At 57.8% G+C, this 18,640-nt stretch carries 18 protein-coding genes; 12 read left to right on the top strand and 6 right to left on the bottom strand.

The window, feature by feature from the left end; genetic code table 11:
- Positions 1 to 248: 248 nt before the first annotated feature.
- Positions 249 to 1,169, bottom strand: coding sequence for a histone deacetylase family protein (locus ACZRMH_RS10680; RefSeq protein WP_464013413.1), 921 nt, complete (start codon positions 1,167 to 1,169; stop codon positions 249 to 251).
- Between the two features lie 87 nt (positions 1,170 to 1,256).
- Here ACZRMH_RS10680 and ACZRMH_RS10675 point away from each other — a divergent pair, with 87 nt between their 5' ends.
- The 3 genes from ACZRMH_RS10675 (at position 1,257) to ACZRMH_RS10665 (ending at position 3,371) form a co-directional block, all read left to right on the top strand.
- Positions 1,257 to 1,826, top strand: coding sequence for a GNAT family N-acetyltransferase (locus ACZRMH_RS10675; RefSeq protein WP_464013412.1), 570 nt, complete (start codon positions 1,257 to 1,259; stop codon positions 1,824 to 1,826).
- A gap of 88 nt (positions 1,827 to 1,914) precedes the next feature.
- The gene (gene tesB, locus ACZRMH_RS10670) at positions 1,915 to 2,784 is read left to right on the top strand and encodes an acyl-CoA thioesterase II (RefSeq protein WP_464013411.1); all 870 of its coding nucleotides are present in this window, start codon (positions 1,915 to 1,917) and stop codon (positions 2,782 to 2,784) included.
- A complete protein-coding gene (locus tag ACZRMH_RS10665) occupies positions 2,781 to 3,371 on the top strand; it encodes an HAD family hydrolase (RefSeq protein WP_464013410.1) in 591 nt (196 codons plus the stop codon). The genes tesB and ACZRMH_RS10665 overlap by 4 nt, the downstream gene beginning before the upstream one ends.
- A gap of 114 nt (positions 3,372 to 3,485) precedes the next feature.
- Here ACZRMH_RS10665 and ACZRMH_RS10660 read toward each other — a convergent pair whose 3' ends face one another.
- Both ACZRMH_RS10660 and ypfJ read right to left on the bottom strand, forming a co-directional pair.
- Positions 3,486 to 4,472 carry an alpha/beta hydrolase gene (locus ACZRMH_RS10660; RefSeq protein ID WP_464013409.1) on the bottom strand — a complete coding sequence of 329 codons (987 nt, stop codon included), beginning with the start codon at positions 4,470 to 4,472 and terminating at the stop codon, positions 3,486 to 3,488.
- Positions 4,473 to 5,363 carry a KPN_02809 family neutral zinc metallopeptidase gene (gene ypfJ / locus ACZRMH_RS10655; RefSeq protein WP_464013408.1) on the bottom strand — a complete coding sequence of 297 codons (891 nt, stop codon included), beginning with the start codon at positions 5,361 to 5,363 and terminating at the stop codon, positions 4,473 to 4,475.
- A 195-nt stretch (positions 5,364 to 5,558) separates the two neighbouring features.
- Between ypfJ and pcaQ the strand changes: the two genes are divergently transcribed.
- From pcaQ to pcaG, 3 genes are all read left to right on the top strand, one after another.
- Positions 5,559 to 6,488 (top strand): pca operon transcription factor PcaQ, encoded by a 930-nt coding sequence (gene pcaQ, locus ACZRMH_RS10650; protein WP_464013407.1) that lies wholly within the window; start codon positions 5,559 to 5,561, stop codon positions 6,486 to 6,488.
- Positions 6,489 to 6,586: 98 nt separating this feature from the next.
- Complete coding sequence (gene pcaH / locus ACZRMH_RS10645; RefSeq protein WP_464013406.1) at positions 6,587 to 7,306, top strand: protocatechuate 3,4-dioxygenase subunit beta; 720 nt, start codon at positions 6,587 to 6,589, stop codon at positions 7,304 to 7,306.
- Between the two features lie 11 nt (positions 7,307 to 7,317).
- Positions 7,318 to 7,923, top strand: coding sequence for a protocatechuate 3,4-dioxygenase subunit alpha (pcaG, locus tag ACZRMH_RS10640; protein ID WP_464013405.1), 606 nt, complete (start codon positions 7,318 to 7,320; stop codon positions 7,921 to 7,923).
- Between the two features lie 112 nt (positions 7,924 to 8,035).
- On the opposite strand, the gene ACZRMH_RS10635 is transcribed toward pcaG, so the two are convergent.
- Positions 8,036 to 8,920, bottom strand: coding sequence for a DMT family transporter (locus ACZRMH_RS10635; RefSeq protein ID WP_464013404.1), 885 nt, complete (start codon positions 8,918 to 8,920; stop codon positions 8,036 to 8,038).
- Positions 8,921 to 8,943: 23 nt separating this feature from the next.
- A complete protein-coding gene (locus tag ACZRMH_RS10630; RefSeq protein WP_464013403.1) occupies positions 8,944 to 10,272 on the bottom strand; it encodes an MFS transporter in 1,329 nt (442 codons plus the stop codon).
- A gap of 244 nt (positions 10,273 to 10,516) precedes the next feature.
- On the opposite strand from ACZRMH_RS10630, the gene quiC reads away from it, so the two are divergent.
- The 4 genes from quiC to ACZRMH_RS10610 all read left to right on the top strand — a co-directional run bounded on the left by quiC (position 10,517) and on the right by ACZRMH_RS10610 (position 14,869).
- Complete coding sequence (quiC, locus tag ACZRMH_RS10625; protein WP_464013402.1) at positions 10,517 to 12,427, top strand: 3-dehydroshikimate dehydratase QuiC; 1,911 nt, start codon at positions 10,517 to 10,519, stop codon at positions 12,425 to 12,427.
- A 66-nt stretch (positions 12,428 to 12,493) separates the two neighbouring features.
- Positions 12,494 to 13,171, top strand: coding sequence for a TetR/AcrR family transcriptional regulator (locus tag ACZRMH_RS10620; protein WP_464013401.1), 678 nt, complete (start codon positions 12,494 to 12,496; stop codon positions 13,169 to 13,171).
- Positions 13,172 to 13,274: 103 nt separating this feature from the next.
- Positions 13,275 to 13,781 (top strand): RNA polymerase sigma factor, encoded by a 507-nt coding sequence (locus ACZRMH_RS10615; RefSeq protein WP_464013400.1) that lies wholly within the window; start codon positions 13,275 to 13,277, stop codon positions 13,779 to 13,781.
- Between the two features lie 86 nt (positions 13,782 to 13,867).
- Complete coding sequence (locus tag ACZRMH_RS10610; RefSeq protein WP_464013399.1) at positions 13,868 to 14,869, top strand: FecR family protein; 1,002 nt, start codon at positions 13,868 to 13,870, stop codon at positions 14,867 to 14,869.
- A gap of 275 nt (positions 14,870 to 15,144) precedes the next feature.
- Here the strand turns inward: ACZRMH_RS10610 and ACZRMH_RS10605 are convergent, their stop codons facing one another.
- Positions 15,145 to 15,315, bottom strand: coding sequence for a hypothetical protein (locus ACZRMH_RS10605; RefSeq protein ID WP_464013398.1), 171 nt, complete (start codon positions 15,313 to 15,315; stop codon positions 15,145 to 15,147).
- Here ACZRMH_RS10605 and ACZRMH_RS10600 point away from each other — a divergent pair, their 5' ends adjacent.
- Both ACZRMH_RS10600 and ACZRMH_RS10595 read left to right on the top strand, forming a co-directional pair.
- On the top strand, positions 15,316 to 17,883 hold the full coding sequence (locus ACZRMH_RS10600; RefSeq protein ID WP_464013397.1) for a TonB-dependent receptor: 2,568 nt from the start codon (positions 15,316 to 15,318) through the stop codon (positions 17,881 to 17,883).
- Between the two features lie 106 nt (positions 17,884 to 17,989).
- Positions 17,990 to 18,619, top strand: a complete 630-nt coding sequence (locus ACZRMH_RS10595; protein WP_464013396.1) for a heme acquisition protein HasA — start codon at positions 17,990 to 17,992, stop codon at positions 18,617 to 18,619.
- The last annotated feature ends 21 nt before the right edge of the window (positions 18,620 to 18,640 follow it).

Here is an 18,640-nt window from a genome sequence, read left to right as displayed (position 1 = left end):
TAAGCCGGGCATTCTACCTGACTCACGCACACATTCCCTGTGGGAGCGGGCTTGCTCGCGAGGCAGACGACGCGATCTGTCAGGAAAGCCGGGGTGATGCCATCGCGAGCAAGCCCACTCCTACCGAGACAGGGGTTGTACGAAAAACATACAGCTTTCTGCAGGCCATGCCCGCCGTGACCTGCAGGGGCTTTCACTCAGGTTATCCACAGGCAGTTCCACAGGCATTGTGGGTAAAAAATCACAGCTTAGTGACAACCCGATGACAGCCAGACCTTTTGTGCACTGTGATGCAAAATCCCGTGGCGGCGCGCCAGGGCCTTGCGGTCTTTGCTGTAACCCCCGCCAATCACCCCGACTACCGGTATGTCACGGCCCAGACAGTGGCGCATCACGCTCTCGTCACGGGCGGCAACGCCTGCGTCGGTGAGCTTCAAATAGCCCAGCGCGTCGTCTTTATGCACATCCACACCGGCGTCGTAGAGCACCAGGTCCGGTTGATACAGCGGCAACAGGTAATTGAGCGCCTCGTCCACCACTTGCAAATACTCGATGTCGCCCATACCCATTGGCAAACCGATATCCCAGTCACTTTGCGCCTTGCGCGCCGGAAAGTTCTTTTCGCAGTGCAGGGAAACGGTAATGGCGTCTGGCGTATGTTCGAGGATTCGTGCTGTGCCATCGCCCTGATGCACATCACAGTCAAAAATCAGCACCCGGTTAACCCGGCCGCTTTCCAGCATATAGCGGCTGATAATCGCCAGGTCATTGAAGATGCAAAAGCCCGCCGGGTGATCGTAGTGCGCATGATGGGTGCCGCCCGCCAGATGACAGGCCAGGCCGTGCTCCAGCGCTTGCTCGGCGGCCAGCAGCGAGCCGCCCACCGCCCGGATGGTGCGTCGCGCCAGCGCCTCGCTCCAGGGCAGGCCCAGGCGGCGCTGATCTTCGCGGGCCAGCTCGCCCGCCATATAGCGCTCGATATAGCTACGGTCATGGGCCAGGGCCAGGATATCCACAGGGCACAGCTCGGGGCGTAGCAGGTGTGCATCAAGGGTTAGCCCGGACTCGACCAGGTGGTCGCGCAGCAGGCGGAACTTGTCCATCGGAAAACGATGCTCCGCCGGGAACTGCGGGCTGTAGTCATCGTGGTAAATCAGTGGCACTGGCATAGGGATTTTCGCGTCGTAACGAGCGCTGGATATTAACAGCGCTGTACACTGCTCGGGTAAAGCCCGGTAACAAATCGGAGAGGACTGATGGAGCAGATCAAAGAGCTCGAAAGTGCCCGTTTGCACTTGCGCCCCTGGCGTGACACAGACTTGCCCGAGTTCGCTGCCATGTGTGCCGACCCACAGGTGATGCGCTACTTTCCGGCGCCCTTGAGCCGCCTCGAAAGCGCGGCGTTGATTGGTCGAATTCGCGGGCACTTTGCAGAATATGGCTACGGGCTGTGGGCACTGGAGCGCAAGGACACAGGTGCCTTTATTGGTTTTACCGGGTTGATGAATGTTTCGTTTGAGACGCCCTTCACCCCGGCTGTTGAAATAGCCTGGCGGCTGGCCCCTGAACACTGGGGCCTGGGTTATGCCAGCGAGGCGGCCTGGGCGGTATTGCGCTGTGCCTTTGATCGCCTGGCCCTGGATCAGGTGATGTCATTTACCACCCAGGCCAATCTGCCATCGCAAAAGGTGATGCAGGCCATTGGTATGCAGCATGACCTCAGTGGTGATTTTGATCACCCCCTGCTGCCAGAAGGCGACCCGCTAAGGCCTCATGTGCTGTACCGCATCACGCGGGCACAGTGGCTGGAAACCCTGCACGGCTAGACAGGTGCAGTAGAGCGGCGCAAGCCGGAATTTTTTGACCTGCGTAACGAAGATTACGAAGGTATTGCTTTGTGTGAGGAGAATCTGAATGAGCCAAGTGTTGGATGATCTGGTCAACTTGCTGACCCTGGAACCGATCGAAGAGAACCTCTTTCGCGGCAGCAGTCAGGACTTGGGCTTTCGCCAGTTGTTCGGCGGTCAGGTGCTCGGTCAATCGCTGTCGGCCATGAGCCAGACCGTTGAAGACGCCCGCCATGTGCACTCGATGCATGGCTATTTCTTGCGCCCCGGCGATGCCAGTTTGCCCGTGGTGTACCAGGTTGACCGGGTACGTGATGGTGGCAGTTTCAGCACGCGGCGGGTGACCGCAATCCAGAAAGGCCAGCCGATCTTTACCAGCAGCGCTTCGTTTCAATATGACGAGGGCGGCTTTGAGCATCAGACGACCATGCCCGACGTTGTCGGCCCGGAGAATCTGCCTTCGGAGCTCGATATGATTCGCCAGCGCGGGCACCTGCTTCCAGAGTCCATGCGGGAAAAACTGCTGTGCGCCAAACCCATCGAATTTCGTCCGGTGGTGGGTGAAGACCCGTTCAACCCCAAGGTCACTGACCCGATCAAATACGTGTGGTTTCGCGCCGACGGCACCTTGCCTGATTCGCCTGCGCTGCATAAATACCTGCTGGCCTATGCCTCGGACTTCGGTTTGCTGACCACCTCCTTGCTGCCTCACGGCAAAGGCGTATGGCAAAAAGATATGCAGGTCGCCAGCCTCGACCATGCGCTGTGGTTCCACGCCGACCTGCGTGCCGATGACTGGTTGCTCTACGCCATGGACAGCCCGTGGGCGGGCAATTCCCGTGGATTCTCCCGTGGCAGTGTGTACAACCGCGCAGGTCAACTGGTGGCTTCGGTCACGCAGGAAGGGTTGATCCGCCATCGCAAGGATTGGGCATGACACTCAAGGACGTCAAACACTGGGTCTTCGATATGGACGGCACCCTGACCCTCGCCGTGCATGATTTTGCCGCGATTCGTCGGGCGCTGGAAATCCCGGCGGATGAAGACATCCTGACCCACCTTAACGGCTTGCCCGCAGAAGAGGCTGCGGCCAAGCACGCCTGGTTGCTGGAGCACGAACGCGAACTGGCGCTGGCTTCGACCCCGGCACCCGGCGCGGTTGAGCTGGTGCGCGATCTGGCTGCCCGGGGTTGCCGCCTGGGTATCCTGACCCGCAATGCCCAGGAGCTGGCGCATATCACCCTCAAGGCCATTGGCCTTGGCGAGTGCTTTGCGCCGCAGGATGTTCTGGGCCGTGACAACGCCGTACACAAGCCGGACCCGGATGGCCTGCTGCAGCTGGCGCGGGCCTGGGATGTGGCGCCGGCAAAGATGGTGATGGTGGGGGATTACCACTTTGACCTGGCTTGCGGCCGTGCGGCGGGCAGCAAGACGGTACTGGTCAACGTGCCGGAAAACCCGTGGCCGGAACTGACCGACTGGCACGCCAAAGACTGTTTCGAACTGCGTCAGTTGCTCGCCTAACCTTTAAACCTTGTGGGAGCGGGCTTGCCCGCGATGCAGGCAACTCGGTTTACCAGGAAAATCGAGGTGATGCTATCGCGAGCAAGTCCGCTCCCACAGCGGTAATGGGTGTGTTTACCCGCCAAACAACGCTTTCTGCCCCTCTGGCGAGGTGAACATCTGGTCGCCGTTGTGCCCGACCCCGGGCACTTCAACCAACCGCTGATTGAGCCCCTGTGGATGGCGCTGGGTCAAATACTCAAAGTAGTTCTTGCCCCGTTCCAGCCTGAAGGCACCCTGGGCTTCGGCCTCGCAGCTTTTATCCAGCGCCGGGTGGTTGGGGTCGGTGTCCTTGGCCCCTAGCAGATAGGTAATGTCGCGCTCGACATAGGCCTGTTCCAGCTGTCGGTGTTTTTGCCCCTCGGCGTAGGCAGGCAGCTCCTTGAGCCCGTACTTCCAGGTGTTGAAGCCAGGGCAGTTCGCCGCATCAAAGGTCGGAATCGGCCGCTGGGCATTGAAGTAAGCATAAGAAGACGGGTTGGCAACCACATAGCGCACCTTGATCCCGTCTGCCTGCAAGGCTTTGTCGGCCTGAGTGGTCAGGGCGTAGCGCTGCACCACTTGGGCGCCCCCGGAATGCCCGGCGATCACGACTTCGCGCAAGGCAGGGAAGCGCTTGCGGTCGCTGAGTCGTTCAAGGATCTGATCCAGTGCCGCATAAGAGCTGAGCGGTGCAGGACTCACCGCCGGGTCGCCCGCCATCCAGTCATTGGCGTGCCAGCGCAGGACCGAGTCGGACAAGGCATTGCGAGTGCCATCAGACTCATTGAGGAACTGCGGCGCAATCACCAGGGTTGTGGATAACTGCCCGGCCTGGCTCGCAGCCTGCTCGGCGCTGTGCAAGTACGTCTGAGCATTGCGCAGGCGACCGTGAATCACGATCAATGCGCGCTGCACCTGCGGCAGTGGCCGTTTCCAGTCCTGACTCAGGCCGAGACTCAATTCCCCGGGGCCTATTTTGAGATGATCGGGACTAAGTTCCTTAACCCCGTGCTCAGCCGCTTGAGTGGCGGAGCAGGCCAGCAACAGGCCCATGATTGACGCGATCGAACGTATGACCATTTAAAGCCTCGCTGCCGAGAAGGTATCGCACTGATTGATATTGCCTTGCTCAAAACCGGTCTTGAACCATTTCACCCGTTGCGCAGAAGTACCGTGGGTAAAGGAATCCGGTACCACACGGCCTTGGCCTTGTTGCTGCAAGCGGTCATCGCCAATGGCATTGGCGGCATTCAAGGCTTCATCAATATCCCCAGGCTCCAGCCAGTTCAGGCGTTTTTGTGCATGATTGGCCCACACCCCGGCGAGGCAATCGGCTTGCAGTTCCTGACGCACCAGCAAGCCGCCATCGCCTTCCATGCGCTTGCCCTGTTGGCGGGCCATCTGCATTTTCGACGACACACCCAGCAAGGTCTGTACGTGATGACCAACCTCGTGGGCGATCACATAAGCCTGGGCAAAATCGCCAGCGGCCTTGAACCGTTGGGCCATTTCCTGGAAGAAACTCATATCCAGATAGACCTTCTGGTCTGCCGGGCAATAAAACGGCCCGCTGGCTGCGGTAGCAAAGCCGCAGGCCGAATTGATCTGGCCGCGAAACAGCACCAGGGTCGGATCTTTATAGCTGCGCCCGGCTTGTTGAAATACCTGACGCCAGGTGTCCTCGGTGTCACCCAGAACCGCCCGTACAAAATCGGCTTGTTCGTCATTGGCCGCTGGCGCACGCCCGGCTTGTTGGGTGACCTGGGGCGAAGATTGTTCGGTGAGCTGACCGCTTAATTGTCCGAGGATCTGCATCGGGTCCTGCCCGGTCAGCAAGCCGATGCCGACAATCACCACCACGGCCATCAAACTCAGCCCTTTACCGCCACCGATACGCATCCCGCCGCCACCGGTGCTTTGATCGCGCACGTCTTCGACGTTATCGCTACGTCGGCCTTTTTTCCAAAGCATGGGGGCAGTCCTCTGATAAATCGTGTATTCAAGTGTTGTTGCTGAGTCGGGACAATGCCAGTCCGGCTGTCAGACGCTTATTTATTGGCCAAAGAGTATGGCATTTGGGCTCAGGGTTGGCAGGTGAGGATAAACTCATCTTTTATCGCAAAGCCCGCGATCTCAGCCAATCCCCGCGCCGGAGTTGTTACCCCTGTGAACATTGATACCCGCATCAAGTACCGTCACCTCGTGTGTTTTCTGGAGATGGCGCGCCAGGGCAGCCTGGCGCGGGCAGCGGATGTACTGGCGGTGAGCCAGCCGGCCATGTCGAAAACCCTCAAGGAGCTTGAGGAACTGCTGACGGTCAGCTTGTTTGTGCGCAGTAAAAGCGGGGTTACGCTGACTGAGGCCGGGGTGGCCTTTATGCGTTATGCGACACCTTCGGTGCAGGCATTGCGTGAAGGGGTGAATGCCTTGCGCGGGGGCGAATATGTGGGCGGTACGGTGCGGCTTGGGGTGCTGTCCACCGTGGAAAGCCTGCTGATACCCGAACTGGTTCAGCGCCTGCATGCGCGGCATTCGTCGCTGGTGGTGAGCGTTGTGACCGGGCCCAGCGCCTATCTGTTATCGCAATTGCGCGTAGGTGATGTCGATCTGGTGGTGGGGCGCATGACCGACAGCCCACAAATTCAAGGGATGAACTTTGAACATCTCTACAGCGAATCCATGACTCTGGTGGTACGCGCAGATCACCCCCTGACCCGGGGGCCGCTGGACCGCAGTCAGTTGGAGAACTACCCGCTGGTTTTGCCCTTGGCCAACACCACTATTCGCACTTTTGCCGACAGCCTGTTTGTGCAGTGCGGTATCAGCCAGTCCCGCCAGCGTCTGGAAACCCTGTCGATCACTCTCAGTCGGCGTTATGTATTGCGCAACGATGCGGTATGGATTGCACCGCTGGACGCCGTGCGCCTGGATCTGGCCAGTGGCGAACTGCAAGAAATCGACCTGGGCCAGCGCGAGCCGGGCGGCTCGATCGGTATTTGCAGCAACGCCCATGTACCCATGTCAGTGGCGGCCCAGGGCTGTGTCGAGGTTTTGCGCGAATTGGGCCAGGCCTATGGCGAAGAACTTTATCCATAACCATTTGGTTATGTATGTATGTGGCCTTTTCAGTAGTCCTTACTGGCCTGTTGTTTGAAACTGGCTTCTAGCCTCTATAAAAACAACAGGAGATCGACATGTCTGATGCAGACAGCCGGCGCTTTATCATCCGTGACCGCAACTGGCACCCCAAAGCCCTGACCCCCGACTACAAGACCTCGATTGCCCGTTCCCCGCGCCAGGCGCTGGTGAGCATTCCGCAATCGGTCAGCGAAACCAGCGGGCCTGACTTTTCCCATCTGAAATTCGGCAAGTTCGATAACGACTTGCTGCTCAATTTCAACAATGGCGGTTTGCCGATTGGTGAACGAATCATCCTGGCGGGGCGCGTGTGCGACCAGTATGGCAAGCCGATTCCCCACACCCTGGTGGAAATCTGGCAGGCCAACGCGGGTGGCCGTTATCGCCACAAGAACGACCGCTATCTGGCCCCCCTGGACCCCAACTTCGGTGGCGTGGGTCGTGCGCTGACCAACAGCGAAGGCTATTACAGCTTCCGCACTGTCAAACCTGGCCCCTATCCTTGGCGCAACGGGCCAAATGACTGGCGTCCGGCGCATATCCACGTCTCCATCAGTGGCCCCTCGATTGCCACGCGGCTGATTACCCAGCTGTATTTCGAAGGCGACCCGATGATCCCGATGTGTCCGATCGTCAAGTCGATCACCAATCCTGACGCGGTGCAAAGTTTGATCGCCCGTCTGGACATGGGCGCCGCCAATCCGATGGATTGCCTGGCGTATCGTTTTGACATTGTGCTGCGCGGTCAGCGCCAGACTCACTTCGAAAACTGCTGAGGAGCCCCGTCATGCCTATCGAACTGCTACCGGAAACCCCATCGCAAACGGCTGGCCCCTATGTGCATATCGGCCTGGCACTGGCCGCTGCCGGCAACCCGTCGCGCCCTGAAGAAATCTGGAGCGAGATGGCCAAGCCGCACGCTGCGGGCGAGCACATCGTGCTGTTTGGCAACGTCTATGACGGTAACGGCCACCTGGTGCGCGACTCCTTTCTGGAACTGTGGCAAGCCAACCACGAAGGGGTTTACGACGAAGATTTTGACTCGGAAAAAGCCTTCAACAGCTTTGGCCGTACTGCCACCACCTTCGATGCCGGTGAGTGGACACTCAACACCATCAAGCCGGGTGTGGTGAACAACGCTGCGGGTATACCCATGGCGCCGCATATCAATGTGTCGCTGTTTGCCCGTGGCATCAATATCCATTTGCAGACGCGGCTGTACTTCAGCGACGAGCCAGACGCGAATGGCCAATGCCCGGTGCTCAACCTGATCGAGCAGCCGCAGCGTCGCGAAACCCTGATTGCTCATCGATGCGAGTTAAATGGCAAAACAGCCTATCGCTTTGATATCCGCATCCAGGGCGAAGGCGAGACAGTGTTCTTCGACTTCTGAACATACCCGGCACTGCAATTGTGTGTGGGAGCGGGCTTGCTCGCGATGGGATCATCTCGGTTTACCTGATAAACCAAGTTGCCTGCATCGCGAGCAAGCCCGCTCCCACTGGTTATGCGCGCCCGCGCCGTTGCTGCCAAGCTGCCGCCAGCCCGCTGGCACAGATAATCGCAATACCGACGCGGCTGGCCAGATCCGGCGTGTGGTCAAAAAGCAACCAGCCCAACACCCCGGAAAACACAATCTGGCAATAACTGAATGGCGCCAGCAAGGCCGGTGCGGCCACGCGAAACGACTGGGTCAGCAGCAAATGCGCGGTCATGCCCAGGCTGCCCAATGCGAGCATTTGCAGACCGTGGACCAATGTCGGGGTTTGCCAGAAAAACGGCACCAGCGCGCTCATCACCAACACATTAAATAGCCCGGCAAAAAAGTTGCTGGTGGTGGGGCTGTCATACGCGCTGAGTTTGCGCGTCAGAATCTGATAACAGCTAAAGCACAGCGCTGCCGCCATCGGTAACAACACCGCCGGGGTAAACAACTCGCCCCCAGGGTGAATGATGATCACCACCCCGATAAACCCGCAGATCACGGCCAGCCATTGCCCGCGGGTTACCGTTTCGCCCAGTAATGGCCCGGACAATGCCGCGACCAACAGCGGCGCGAGAAAGTTGACCGCGGTATTCTCTGCCAGCGGGATAAACAACAATCCATAGGTGAAAAACAGGCCCGAACCCAGCAGGCAGATGGCCCGCAACACCTGCAGCAAAGGCCGTTTGCTGCGCAGTACCCGCAACCCGGACTGTGGCAGAAAGATCCCCGCCATCAGCACGGTATGCACCAGGTAACGTGCCCACACCACCATCACCACTGGGTAAAAACCACTCAGGTACTTGGACAGCGCATCGTGACTGGAGAACAGCGCAGTGGCCGTCACAATCAGCAGGATGCCCTTCAAGGGTTTGTTCACCCCTGAAAGGGGTGTGGGCAATGTCATCGAGACCTCGTTGAGTCTATGCGTCAAACCTGCGGGATTTTTCGCGGCGCCATGAAGTACATCCACACTAACGCAATGAAGTACATCGCTGGAATCATGGTGAACAACAAGGTGTAATTATTGTTGGTGACAGTCAGTACATAGCCCACGAACTGGGTCATAAACATCCCGCCGATGGCCGCGCACATGCCGCCAAAGCCGAACACAGTGCCCATCATGTGCTTGGGCGTGTAGTCCATCACCATGCTCCACACATTGGCAGTCCACGCCTGATGCGCGCCGAGTGCCAGGGCAATGGCGCCTACCGCAACCCACAGTTCACTGGAGCCGGCAGCCATGACCACGCCGATAATGCTGATCGCGCACAACAGCATCGATACCAGTCGGGCCTTGACCGCCGCCATGCCGCGCCTGATCAGTACTGAAGACAGAATCCCGCCGCCGACGCTGCCGAAATCGGCAGTGATATAGATGATGATCAGCGGGATACCCATCTGGGTCACGCTGATGCCCAGGTTGTATTGCTGGTTCAAAAACGGCGGCAGCCAGTACAGGTAGAACCAGAACACTGGAGCCGTCATTGCGTAGGACAAGGCGAAGGCCCAGGTGCCGCGCATCTTCAGGATGGTGCCGAAGGATACGGTGGTTTGCTCAGGTTCTTTCTCTTGCTGGATGTAAGCCAGTTCCTCTTTGCTTACGGTCGGGTGATCTTCCGGGTTGTAGTACTTCAAACCCCAGAAAATCAGCCAGATACCGCCCAAGGCGGCCATGCACAAAAAGGCGGCCTGCCAGCCCCACACATGCAGCACCAGTGGCAACAACATCGGGGTGAACATGGCGCCGACGTTGGTCCCGGCGTTGAAGATCCCGCTGGCCACAGCCCGTTCGCTGGCCGGGAACCACAGGCGCGTGGTTTTTACGCAGGCCGGGTAGTTGGCGGCTTCGGTCAGCCCGAGAATAAAGCGGCAGATCATAAAGCCCACGGCCGACGTGGCCAGGCCATGAGCACCGGTGGCCAGGCTCCACAGCAACACGGCGCAGAAGAACACACGCTTGACTCCAACCCGATCAATCAGGCGGCCTTGCAGTACAAAGCCAATGGCATAGCCCACCTGAAACCAGAAGTTGATATTGGCGTAGTCCATCGCCGTCCAGCTCATTTCCTTGGCCAGAATCGGTTGCATGACGCCCAGGGCAGCGCGGTCGATAAAGTTCAGGGTGGTGGCGAAAAACACCAGTGCCAGCATGCCCCAACGGGTTTTGCCAGTCGCCAGGGTGCCGCGAATCTTGTCACCGATCCCTGCGCTTGGAGCATGGGCAGAGGTGGTGCGTGCAGTCGGAGAAGGGACCATGGATGTTTACCCGTTTCTTGGAATTTTTATGTGGTGTTGCACAGCAGGTGACGCAAGAAGTACGGACTCGATGGTGGCGAGTGGACAAAAAATCGTCAATTCAAGAGAGGTCATTATGTTCGATAATCGCACGCAAAACTAACTGGTTGGTACAGATTGGTTGCTCAATAATAGGGCGCCCTTAATAATCAGGCCATTAAGAAATGCCGTCGCCTGCAGGCTGCGCCAATCCTGGGAGTTATAAATGAAGCGTTCGATCGCCACGGTTTCCTTGAGCGGCACCTTGCCAGAAAAGCTGGACGCCATTGCAGCAGCAGGTTTTGACGGGGTCGAAATATTCGAAAATGACCTGCTGTATTACGATGGCAGCCCGCGGGAAGTACGGCAGATGTGTGCAGACCTGGGGCTGGCCATTAGCCTGTTCCAGCCGTTCCGTGACTTTGAAGGCTGCCGCCGCGACCGCCTGGCGCGCAACCTGGACCGTGCCGAGCGCAAATTCGACCTGATGCAGGAACTGGGTACCGACCTCGTGCTGGTGTGCAGCAACGCCGCTGCGGACTCGACCGGTGACCGGCAGATCCTGCTTGATGACCTTGGCTTGCTCGCCGAGCGTGCCGGGGCACGGGACCTGCGTATCGGTTACGAAGCGCTGGCCTGGGGCCGCCACGTCAATACCTGGCAACAGGTCTGGGACTTGGTGCGTGAGGTCGACCACCCGAATCTGGGCGTCTTGCTCGACAGCTTCCACACCCTGTCGCTCAAGGGCGACCCGAGCGCGATTGCGCAGATCCCCGGTGACAAGATCTTCTTTGTGCAGATGGCCGATGCGCCGATCCTGGCCATGGACGTGCTGGAGTGGAGCCGTCATTTTCGCTGCTTCCCGGGCCAGGGCGAATTTGATCTGCCGGGCTTTCTGGCGCCGATTATCCAGAGCGGCTACACCGGCCCCTTGTCGCTGGAAATCTTCAATGACGGTTTTCGCGCCGCGCCCCCGCGGGCCAATGCGGCCGATGGTTTGCGCTCGTTGCTGTACCTCGAAGAGAAAACCCGCGAGCGCCTGGCCCAGCAGGCCGTCCCGGCTGCAACGCTGCAACCCCTGTTCGCGCCGCCGCCAGCCAGCCAGTACGACGGCATCGAATTTCTTGAATTTGCCGTGGATGAAAATCAGGGCGCGCAACTGACTCACTGGCTGGAACGTCTGGGCTTCAGCAAGGCCGGTCAGCACCGTTCGAAGAATGTAAGCCTGCTGCGCCAGGGTGATATCAACCTGATCCTCAACGCAGAACCCTATTCGTTCGCCCATAACTTTTTTGAGGCTCATGGCCCATCGTTATGCGCCACCGCCATTCGTGTGCAAAACAGCGCCAGCGCACTGGCCCGCGCCGTGGCCTACAAGGGCCAGCCCTATCGCGGCCTGGTCGGCCCCAACGAGCTGGAGCTGGCGGCAGTACGGGCACCGGATGGCAGCCTGATTTATCTGGTGGACCAGGACGAGGCGGGCAAACCGTTATACGAATCGGACTTTAACCTCACACCAACGGCATCAGCCCAGGGCGGCCTGAAACGCATCGACCATATGGCCATGGCATTGCCGGCCGATAGCCTCGACAGCTGGGTGTTGTTCTATAAAAGCCTGCTGGATTTCGAGGCCGATGACGAAGTGGTGCTACCGGACCCGTATGGCTTGGTAAAAAGCCGTGCGCTGCGCAGTCGTTGCAGCTCGATTCGCTTGCCGCTGAATATTTCCGAGAACAGAAACACCGCCATCTCACATGCCTTGTCGAGTTATCGCGGCTCTGGTGTACATCACATCGCTTTCGAATGTGACGACCTGTTCGCCGAAGTCAGTCGCGCCAAAGCCGCAGGCGTACCGCTGCTGGATATCCCGCTCAACTACTACGACGACCTGGCAGCGCGCTTTGATTTTGATGACGAGTTCCTGAGCAAACTGGCCTATTTCAACGTCCTGTACGACCGCGATGCCCAGGGCGGCGAGCTATTCCATGTGTACACCGAAGCGTTTGAAGGGCGATTCTTCTTTGAACTGCTGCAACGCAAGAATGGCTACGCCGGCTATGGCGCGGCCAACGTTGCAGTGCGTCTAGCGGCCATGGCCAAGTCGCGCAGTGGTGCGGCGCGTCAGGCAAAGCTGTAAGGCGACTTCCTTCACAGAGCAGGGCAGCCCATAATCACGGGCATCCCAAGATGGCCGTGAGCCTTTATGACCAAGATCCAAGAAGTCGACACCGGCGCCACGGCACCGGTAGTCGAACCGCGTAAAAGCCGTAAGAACAACCCAGAGAAAACCCGCGAAAACATCCTGCAAGAAGCCATTATCGAGTTCGTCGAACAAGGGCTGGCGGGGGCGCGGGTGGACGCTATCGCAGAGCGCACCAAAACTTCAAAGCGCATGATCTACTACTACTTCACCAGTAAGGAGCAGCTCTACGTCGAGGTGCTGGAGAAACTGTACGGGGAAATCCGCAGCATCGAGAGCCGCTTGAACCTGGATCAGCTGGAGCCGGTGCTGGCGATTCAACGGCTGGTGGAATTTACCTTCGATCACCACGATATGAACGCGGATTTTGTGCGTATCGTCAGCATTGAAAATATCCACAAGGGTGAATACATCAAGCGTTCCGAAGGCATCAAGGCCATGAACGACACCATTGTGCAGGCGCTGGAAAACATCCTGCAGCGTGGCGTTGAACAAAAGGTCTTCCGTACCGGGCTCAACCCGCTGGATGTTCACTTGCTGGTCAGCTCATTCTGTTTTTATCGCGTCTCGAACCGCTACACCCTTGGCGAAATCTTCCAGGTCGACTTTTCCGATCTGCAGGTCAAGCAGCGTCAGCGCGAAATGATAGGTGATGCCGTGTTGCGTTATTTACAGGCGTGAGCCAGCGACACGCTTTGTACTAATGAAACACAATACCAATTGAAAATCATTCTCGACAAAAAGTAAGATAGCGACCCCTTTCCTTCATGCTCAGGGAGTCGGTTTGTCGGATATGGATCTCAAGGGTTTGTTCCTCAAGCATGCCGGTGCCCTGCGCGGGTACCTGGCGCGCAAGGTGCGGGACCCTCAGCTGGCTGCGGACCTGGTGCAGGAAAGTTTTCTGCGCATGGCAGAGCGTGGGCGCAAAGAGCAAATCGACAACACCCCCGGCTATCTGTACCGCATCGCCGGCAACCTGCTGGTCGATCATATTCGCCAGGAAACCCGGCGCAAGACCGATACGGTCAGCCACGAAGCCCTGGCTGAAATCGAAGATGAACTGGCAGGGCTGGAGGCCCAGGCGATGGCTGAACAACAGCGCATGGCTCTAAAGCAGGCACTATCCGAATTGCCCGAACGTACCCAGGAAATCTTCCGCCTCAACCGCATTGAGGGCCTGACCCATGCTCAGGTCGCGCGGCATCTTGAAATTTCTGACAGCTCAGTGCAGAAACATCTGTCCAAGGCCTTGGCCTACGTCATGCAGCGCCTACAAGAGCCTCAGAAATAACTTTCATATTTGTAGATGAATGGCTTACTGAGTTTTAGCCAGCAGGACGTCACTGCTTATATATAACGAGAAATAGAGATTCACACGTGAATAGCCAAGGCCCCGAACAGCAGATGATTACTGAAGCGGCCGCCGAGTGGGCGGTGCGTCTGCACGCGGGTGCATTGAGCGAAGAGGCGCAGGCGCAACTGGAGCAGTGGCTGGCTGCCGACGAGCGCCATGCGCCTGCGCTGCGCTTTGCCGAACAGATCTGGGCGGCACTGGGGGAGCTGGCGCTGGAGAGCAGGCCAGTGCCCCATCGCCAGCGCCCGGCAGAAGCCCGCACAGCGCCATTGACCCACCGTAGGCGTCCGCTGCGCTGGGTCGGGCGGGCGGCGGTGCTGTCGCTGGTACTGGCTGTGGGCTGGGTCAGTGGCCCGACGTTGCTGTTACAGATGCAGTCTGACTACCGCACCGGCGCAGGAGAAATCCGCACGGTTCAACTTGACGATGGCAGTTCGGTCGAGCTGGATGCCTCCAGCGCCATCAGCATCGACTATGACAGCAACGAACGGCGCATCAGCTTGTTGGCTGGCTCGGCCGTGTTCGACGTGGCGCCGATGAGCGAAGCCGAAACCCGGCCCTTTGTCGTACAAAGCGCGGGCGGGCGTACCAAGGCACTGGGCACGCAATTTGTGGTGGGCCGCGAGGGTAGTGATCAGGCCTGGGTTGGCGTATTGCAGCATAGCGTCGCGGTCAGCCTGCAAAGCCCGCCCGTTCAGGGTGCAGCGCAGCAAACCCTGGAAGAAGGCCAGAGCGCTCGCTATAGCGTCAAAAATGGCGTGCAGCCACTGCCCGAGTTTGACCTGAGCGCGGCTACCAGCTGGCGCCGTGGCGTACTGATCTTTGATCGCCAGCCGTTGGGGCAGGTGATTGAGCAGCTCAACCGTTATCGCCCCGGCCAGATCCTGTTGGCCAACCCGGCCCTGGCCGGCCGTCAGGTCAGCGGCGTATTCCGCCTGGAAATGCTCGACAGCGCACTGCAGACCCTGACGCGTGAGTTGCATGTAAAGCGCGTCGAGCTGGCGGGCGTCAGCCTGATTTACTGACATCGGGATCAACACCAAACCTGTGGGCTTGCCTGCGATGCAAGCGCCTCGGTGTGCCTGACAAACCGCGGTCATCCCATCGCGGGCAAGCCCGCTCCCACAGGGCCCTGCATAGCCTTCAAAGCCCCTATTGAAAATTAATCGCAAAAACCTTTACTGACTTTCCCCGGCTAATGCGTCTTGCTATTGAGATTCATTCGCAAAGCAGCTCGTACAGCCTGGGGAAAATAAAAATGGTGGGTAGTCAGCGCAAAGGGGTGCAGTCCGCTAGCCGGTTAGCCTTTGCAGTTCATATCGGAATCCTTGCCGTTTTGGCGGCGCAAACGCCGGCACACGCTGCGCCAAAAGCCAGCAGTGTGGTGCAACAGGAATTTATCGCCTTCCATATCGCGGCCCAGCCGCTGGACAAGGCAGTACTGATCTTCGCCGAGCAGGCGGGCCTGCAAGTGCTGTTCGACAGCCAGATGCTGCGCGGCCTGCAGTCCCAGGCGCTGAATGGCGACTTCGGTGTCCAGGAAGGCCTGGCCCGCTTGCTGGGCAACAACCCGGTGGAATACCGCTTTACCGGCGAACGCCAGATCACCCTGACCCGTGTCAGCGGCGAACACGCAGGCGCGCTGGCGCTGGGCACCACCTCGGTGACTGCCAGTGAAGGCAACAGTGCGGATTGGGTGTATGAGACCCCATCGTCCGTCGCTGTCATTACCCGCGAGCAAATCAACAAGCGTGCCCCACGTCATGCGGCGGACATGCTGGAAGAAACTACAGGTGTGTACACCGCCGTCAATCAGCGGGACCAGGGCCTGTCGGTCAATATCCGCGGGATTCAGGACTATGGCCGGGTCAATATGAACGTTGACGGCATGCGCCAGAATTTTAACGTCAACGGCCATCAGCAACGCAATGGCGTGATGTTGATCGACCCGGAAATGGTCTCCAGCGTTGAAATCGACAAAGGTGCCCAATCCGGCATGGGCGGTGCTGCAGTACTGGGGGGTATTGCCAGCTTTAACACCCTGCAAGCCAGCGAGTTTTTGAAGGATGGCAAAGAGTACGGCGGGCGCATCCGGGCCGGCAGTGGCATCGGTGAGTTGGGTAACGGCACCTATTTCAACGGCGGTGGCGTTTTCGCATTTGGCAATGACCTTGGCGATGCCTTGTTTGCCTACAGTGAACGCCATTTTGGTGACTACCGTACCGGTCGGCAAAACGCCGATAACCTGGGCGTAAATATTCGCAACAAGAACAAATATCGCGAAGCCTGGACAGACTGGCTGACCAGTGAAGTAGGCGATACCGGCAGCGTGACCCGTTCGCAGATGGTCAAGTTCGGGCTGAACCTGCCCAACGACCAGCGAGCGCAGTTCACTTACCTGGAAACCGACAGCGATAGCGCTGACGCATGGACCAACCTCAATACGACGCAGGATGGTTACGACTATGTGCGTACCGGTAAAAGCAATATCAATACCGGCAACCTGGCGCTGGATTACAGCTACAACCCGGATAACGAGCTGATCGACTTCAAAAGTAAACTTTATTACGTCAATACGCAGCTTGATCGGCGTAATGCCCCCCACAAAGCGTCGGCTGATAGTGGTAATGCATTTGATGGTTACGAAGATGAGTTTCGCACCAGCACATGGGGTTTTCAGGTAGAAAACACGTCCCGGTTTGACTTCAACAACTACGGGCAACTGAGCTGGAACTATGGCCTGGAAAGCTATCAGGACATCTTGAAATCCAAGAACAATCTGGTGCCGGCCGAGAACGAGAAGGATCTGCCCTGGGTCGAGGGAGCAGACCCGGAAGGCAAACGCACCATGGCCAGCCTGTTCAATAACCTGCACTACCAGTACAGCTATTGGCTGACGCTGGATGCCGGGTTGCGTTATGACCGCTATCGCCTGGAAGGCAAAACGGGCATGAGCTTATGGCAAGCGCTGGTCACTCCAGGGGAGAATGGTGGCGAGGTGATGACATCGGGGACTTCTGTAAGAAATGTTCATTTCTATGATTCAGATCGTGAAGAAGGCAAGTTTTCACCGACGTTTGGTATAGGGATAAAGCCCGGAGTTGACTGGTTGCAGTTCTATGGGCGATGGGGCCAAGGCTGGCGCCCGCCGGCGGTGACTGAGGTGTTTATGACCGGGCGGCCCCATGGGGGGAATGCGCCGGAGCGGGTTTACCCCAATCCATACCTGAAAGCTGAGGAAAACCGGGAATGGGAGTTCGGCTTAAATATCTTTAAAGAATCCCTGTTCTTTAATAATGACCGGCTTGGAGTAAAAGTTGCTTACTTTGACAATAACATCAAGAATTTCTCATTTTTACATTATGGTGTCTCTCTTCCAGGGTCGGCGGATGTCGTCGGGTCGGGTCGCTCTGCGTATGTGAATAACCAGGCGGAGACCCGGTTTCGCGGCGTTGAATATCAGTTGAATTACGATATGGGGCGGTTGTATACCAACCTGAGTTACACACATATGATTGGCAGTAATGAATTTTGCTCAAGTGGGTACTATATGGGCGGAGCCAAGAAAAGGGGCGAGGTTATTAAGATAATCAGGACGCCCTACACCCGGCCTAATGGCAAGATTGGCTACATCAATACTAGAGTCTATGAATGGCTCGATGACCCGGACAGAAACAACAAAATCGATTGCGGATCTACTATGGGTAATGCGGCATATATGCCCGCAGATCGAGGGTCTCTAACGGTTGGTGCTCGTTTCCTTGAGCGGCGCCTGGACACGGGGATACGCTTGCGCTACAGCCCTGGTAATGGCGCGAGCCTGAATGAATGGAGTTACAGCGGTATAGAGCAAGCACTCTGGCCTAAATACAGCGTGTACGACCTCTATGCCAGTTATTGGCCAACGGACACTTTGAATATTTCCTTGTCATTAGAGAACGCTACCGACGAAGCCTATTTTGTAGCCATGGGGGATGCCAATAACTTGAGCATGGCGCGAGGTCGGACATTGAGCGGTATGCTCGAATATAAATTCTAAATAACGGGCTGTCTGCTTCGTTATGTAAAAGATTGCTCGTGGTGAGCAAAGGCGTGCGTTGCCGTGCGTCACTTCACTGAAATTATCTAAGGAAGAGATTTAAATCATGACTATTTCAATTAACTATAGTTCGTTTGTTGGTTCTGATTCGATTAGTGACGTGCTTAGTGAATGGGCTTTGGGTTTTAAAACGGCCGGTCACGGTCTAAGTAATACCGGTGGTTTCAATACTGGCCCTCGTGAGCAAAATGGCGAGCAATATGCTACGCACGGTGCTAATGATTCGGACTACGCCTTTATCGCAGGAAGCGATACCAGCAATGGCTTGCATTATGTGTATAACCCTCAAGTCCCTGCTGGCGACAACATGAACCACTACCTGTGGGGCGAATTGGATAGCGTAAGTCTGGGCGAAGTTCTGACTGGTGGTGCGGGCAGCGCGTTTGGCCTGAACGACTACACCGTCTCCTTCAACGGCCTCGACCTGTCTGCCGCCAGCGATGCCGGCCGTGCGGGCAACGCTGTTCAGGATGTGATCTACGGCCTGATGAAAGGCGATGTATCGGGTCTGGAAGGCGTGCTCAACAACCTGCTGAGCGGGTTCGGCCTGAGCACCGATTCGACCTTCGACCAACTGGCGGCTGCTGGCCTGGCTCACTCCGATGCACCGCTGGCGGCTGATATCAGCCTGATTGGCGTGCTGGATGTGGCTCAGGACTGGGCACTGGCGGCGTAACTCCCGCTCACCCCAGTGAAC

It is taken from the genome of Pseudomonas sp. B414, assembly GCF_055408445.1.
Note: the sequence above shows the minus strand (reverse complement) of the source record. Positions and strands in the feature narration are given on the sequence as shown.

What these genes read in the sequence shown, in the direction of transcription:
- ACZRMH_RS10680 (WP_464013413.1), bottom strand. Translation starts at nt 1,169, where the DNA reads ATGCCAGTGCCACTGATTTACCACGATGACTACAGCCCGCAGTTCCCG.
- ACZRMH_RS10675 (WP_464013412.1), top strand. Translation starts at nt 1,257, where the DNA reads ATGGAGCAGATCAAAGAGCTCGAAAGTGCCCGTTTGCACTTGCGCCCC.
- tesB (WP_464013411.1), top strand. Translation starts at nt 1,915, where the DNA reads ATGAGCCAAGTGTTGGATGATCTGGTCAACTTGCTGACCCTGGAACCG.
- ACZRMH_RS10665 (WP_464013410.1), top strand. Translation starts at nt 2,781, where the DNA reads ATGACACTCAAGGACGTCAAACACTGGGTCTTCGATATGGACGGCACC.
- ACZRMH_RS10660 (WP_464013409.1), bottom strand. Translation starts at nt 4,472, where the DNA reads ATGGTCATACGTTCGATCGCGTCAATCATGGGCCTGTTGCTGGCCTGC.
- ypfJ (WP_464013408.1), bottom strand. Translation starts at nt 5,363, where the DNA reads ATGCTTTGGAAAAAAGGCCGACGTAGCGATAACGTCGAAGACGTGCGC.
- pcaH (WP_464013406.1), top strand. Translation starts at nt 6,587, where the DNA reads ATGTCTGATGCAGACAGCCGGCGCTTTATCATCCGTGACCGCAACTGG.
- pcaG (WP_464013405.1), top strand. Translation starts at nt 7,318, where the DNA reads ATGCCTATCGAACTGCTACCGGAAACCCCATCGCAAACGGCTGGCCCC.
- ACZRMH_RS10635 (WP_464013404.1), bottom strand. Translation starts at nt 8,920, where the DNA reads ATGACATTGCCCACACCCCTTTCAGGGGTGAACAAACCCTTGAAGGGC.
- ACZRMH_RS10630 (WP_464013403.1), bottom strand. Translation starts at nt 10,272, where the DNA reads ATGGTCCCTTCTCCGACTGCACGCACCACCTCTGCCCATGCTCCAAGC.
- quiC (WP_464013402.1), top strand. Translation starts at nt 10,517, where the DNA reads ATGAAGCGTTCGATCGCCACGGTTTCCTTGAGCGGCACCTTGCCAGAA.
- ACZRMH_RS10620 (WP_464013401.1), top strand. Translation starts at nt 12,494, where the DNA reads ATGACCAAGATCCAAGAAGTCGACACCGGCGCCACGGCACCGGTAGTC.
- ACZRMH_RS10595 (WP_464013396.1), top strand. Translation starts at nt 17,990, where the DNA reads ATGACTATTTCAATTAACTATAGTTCGTTTGTTGGTTCTGATTCGATT.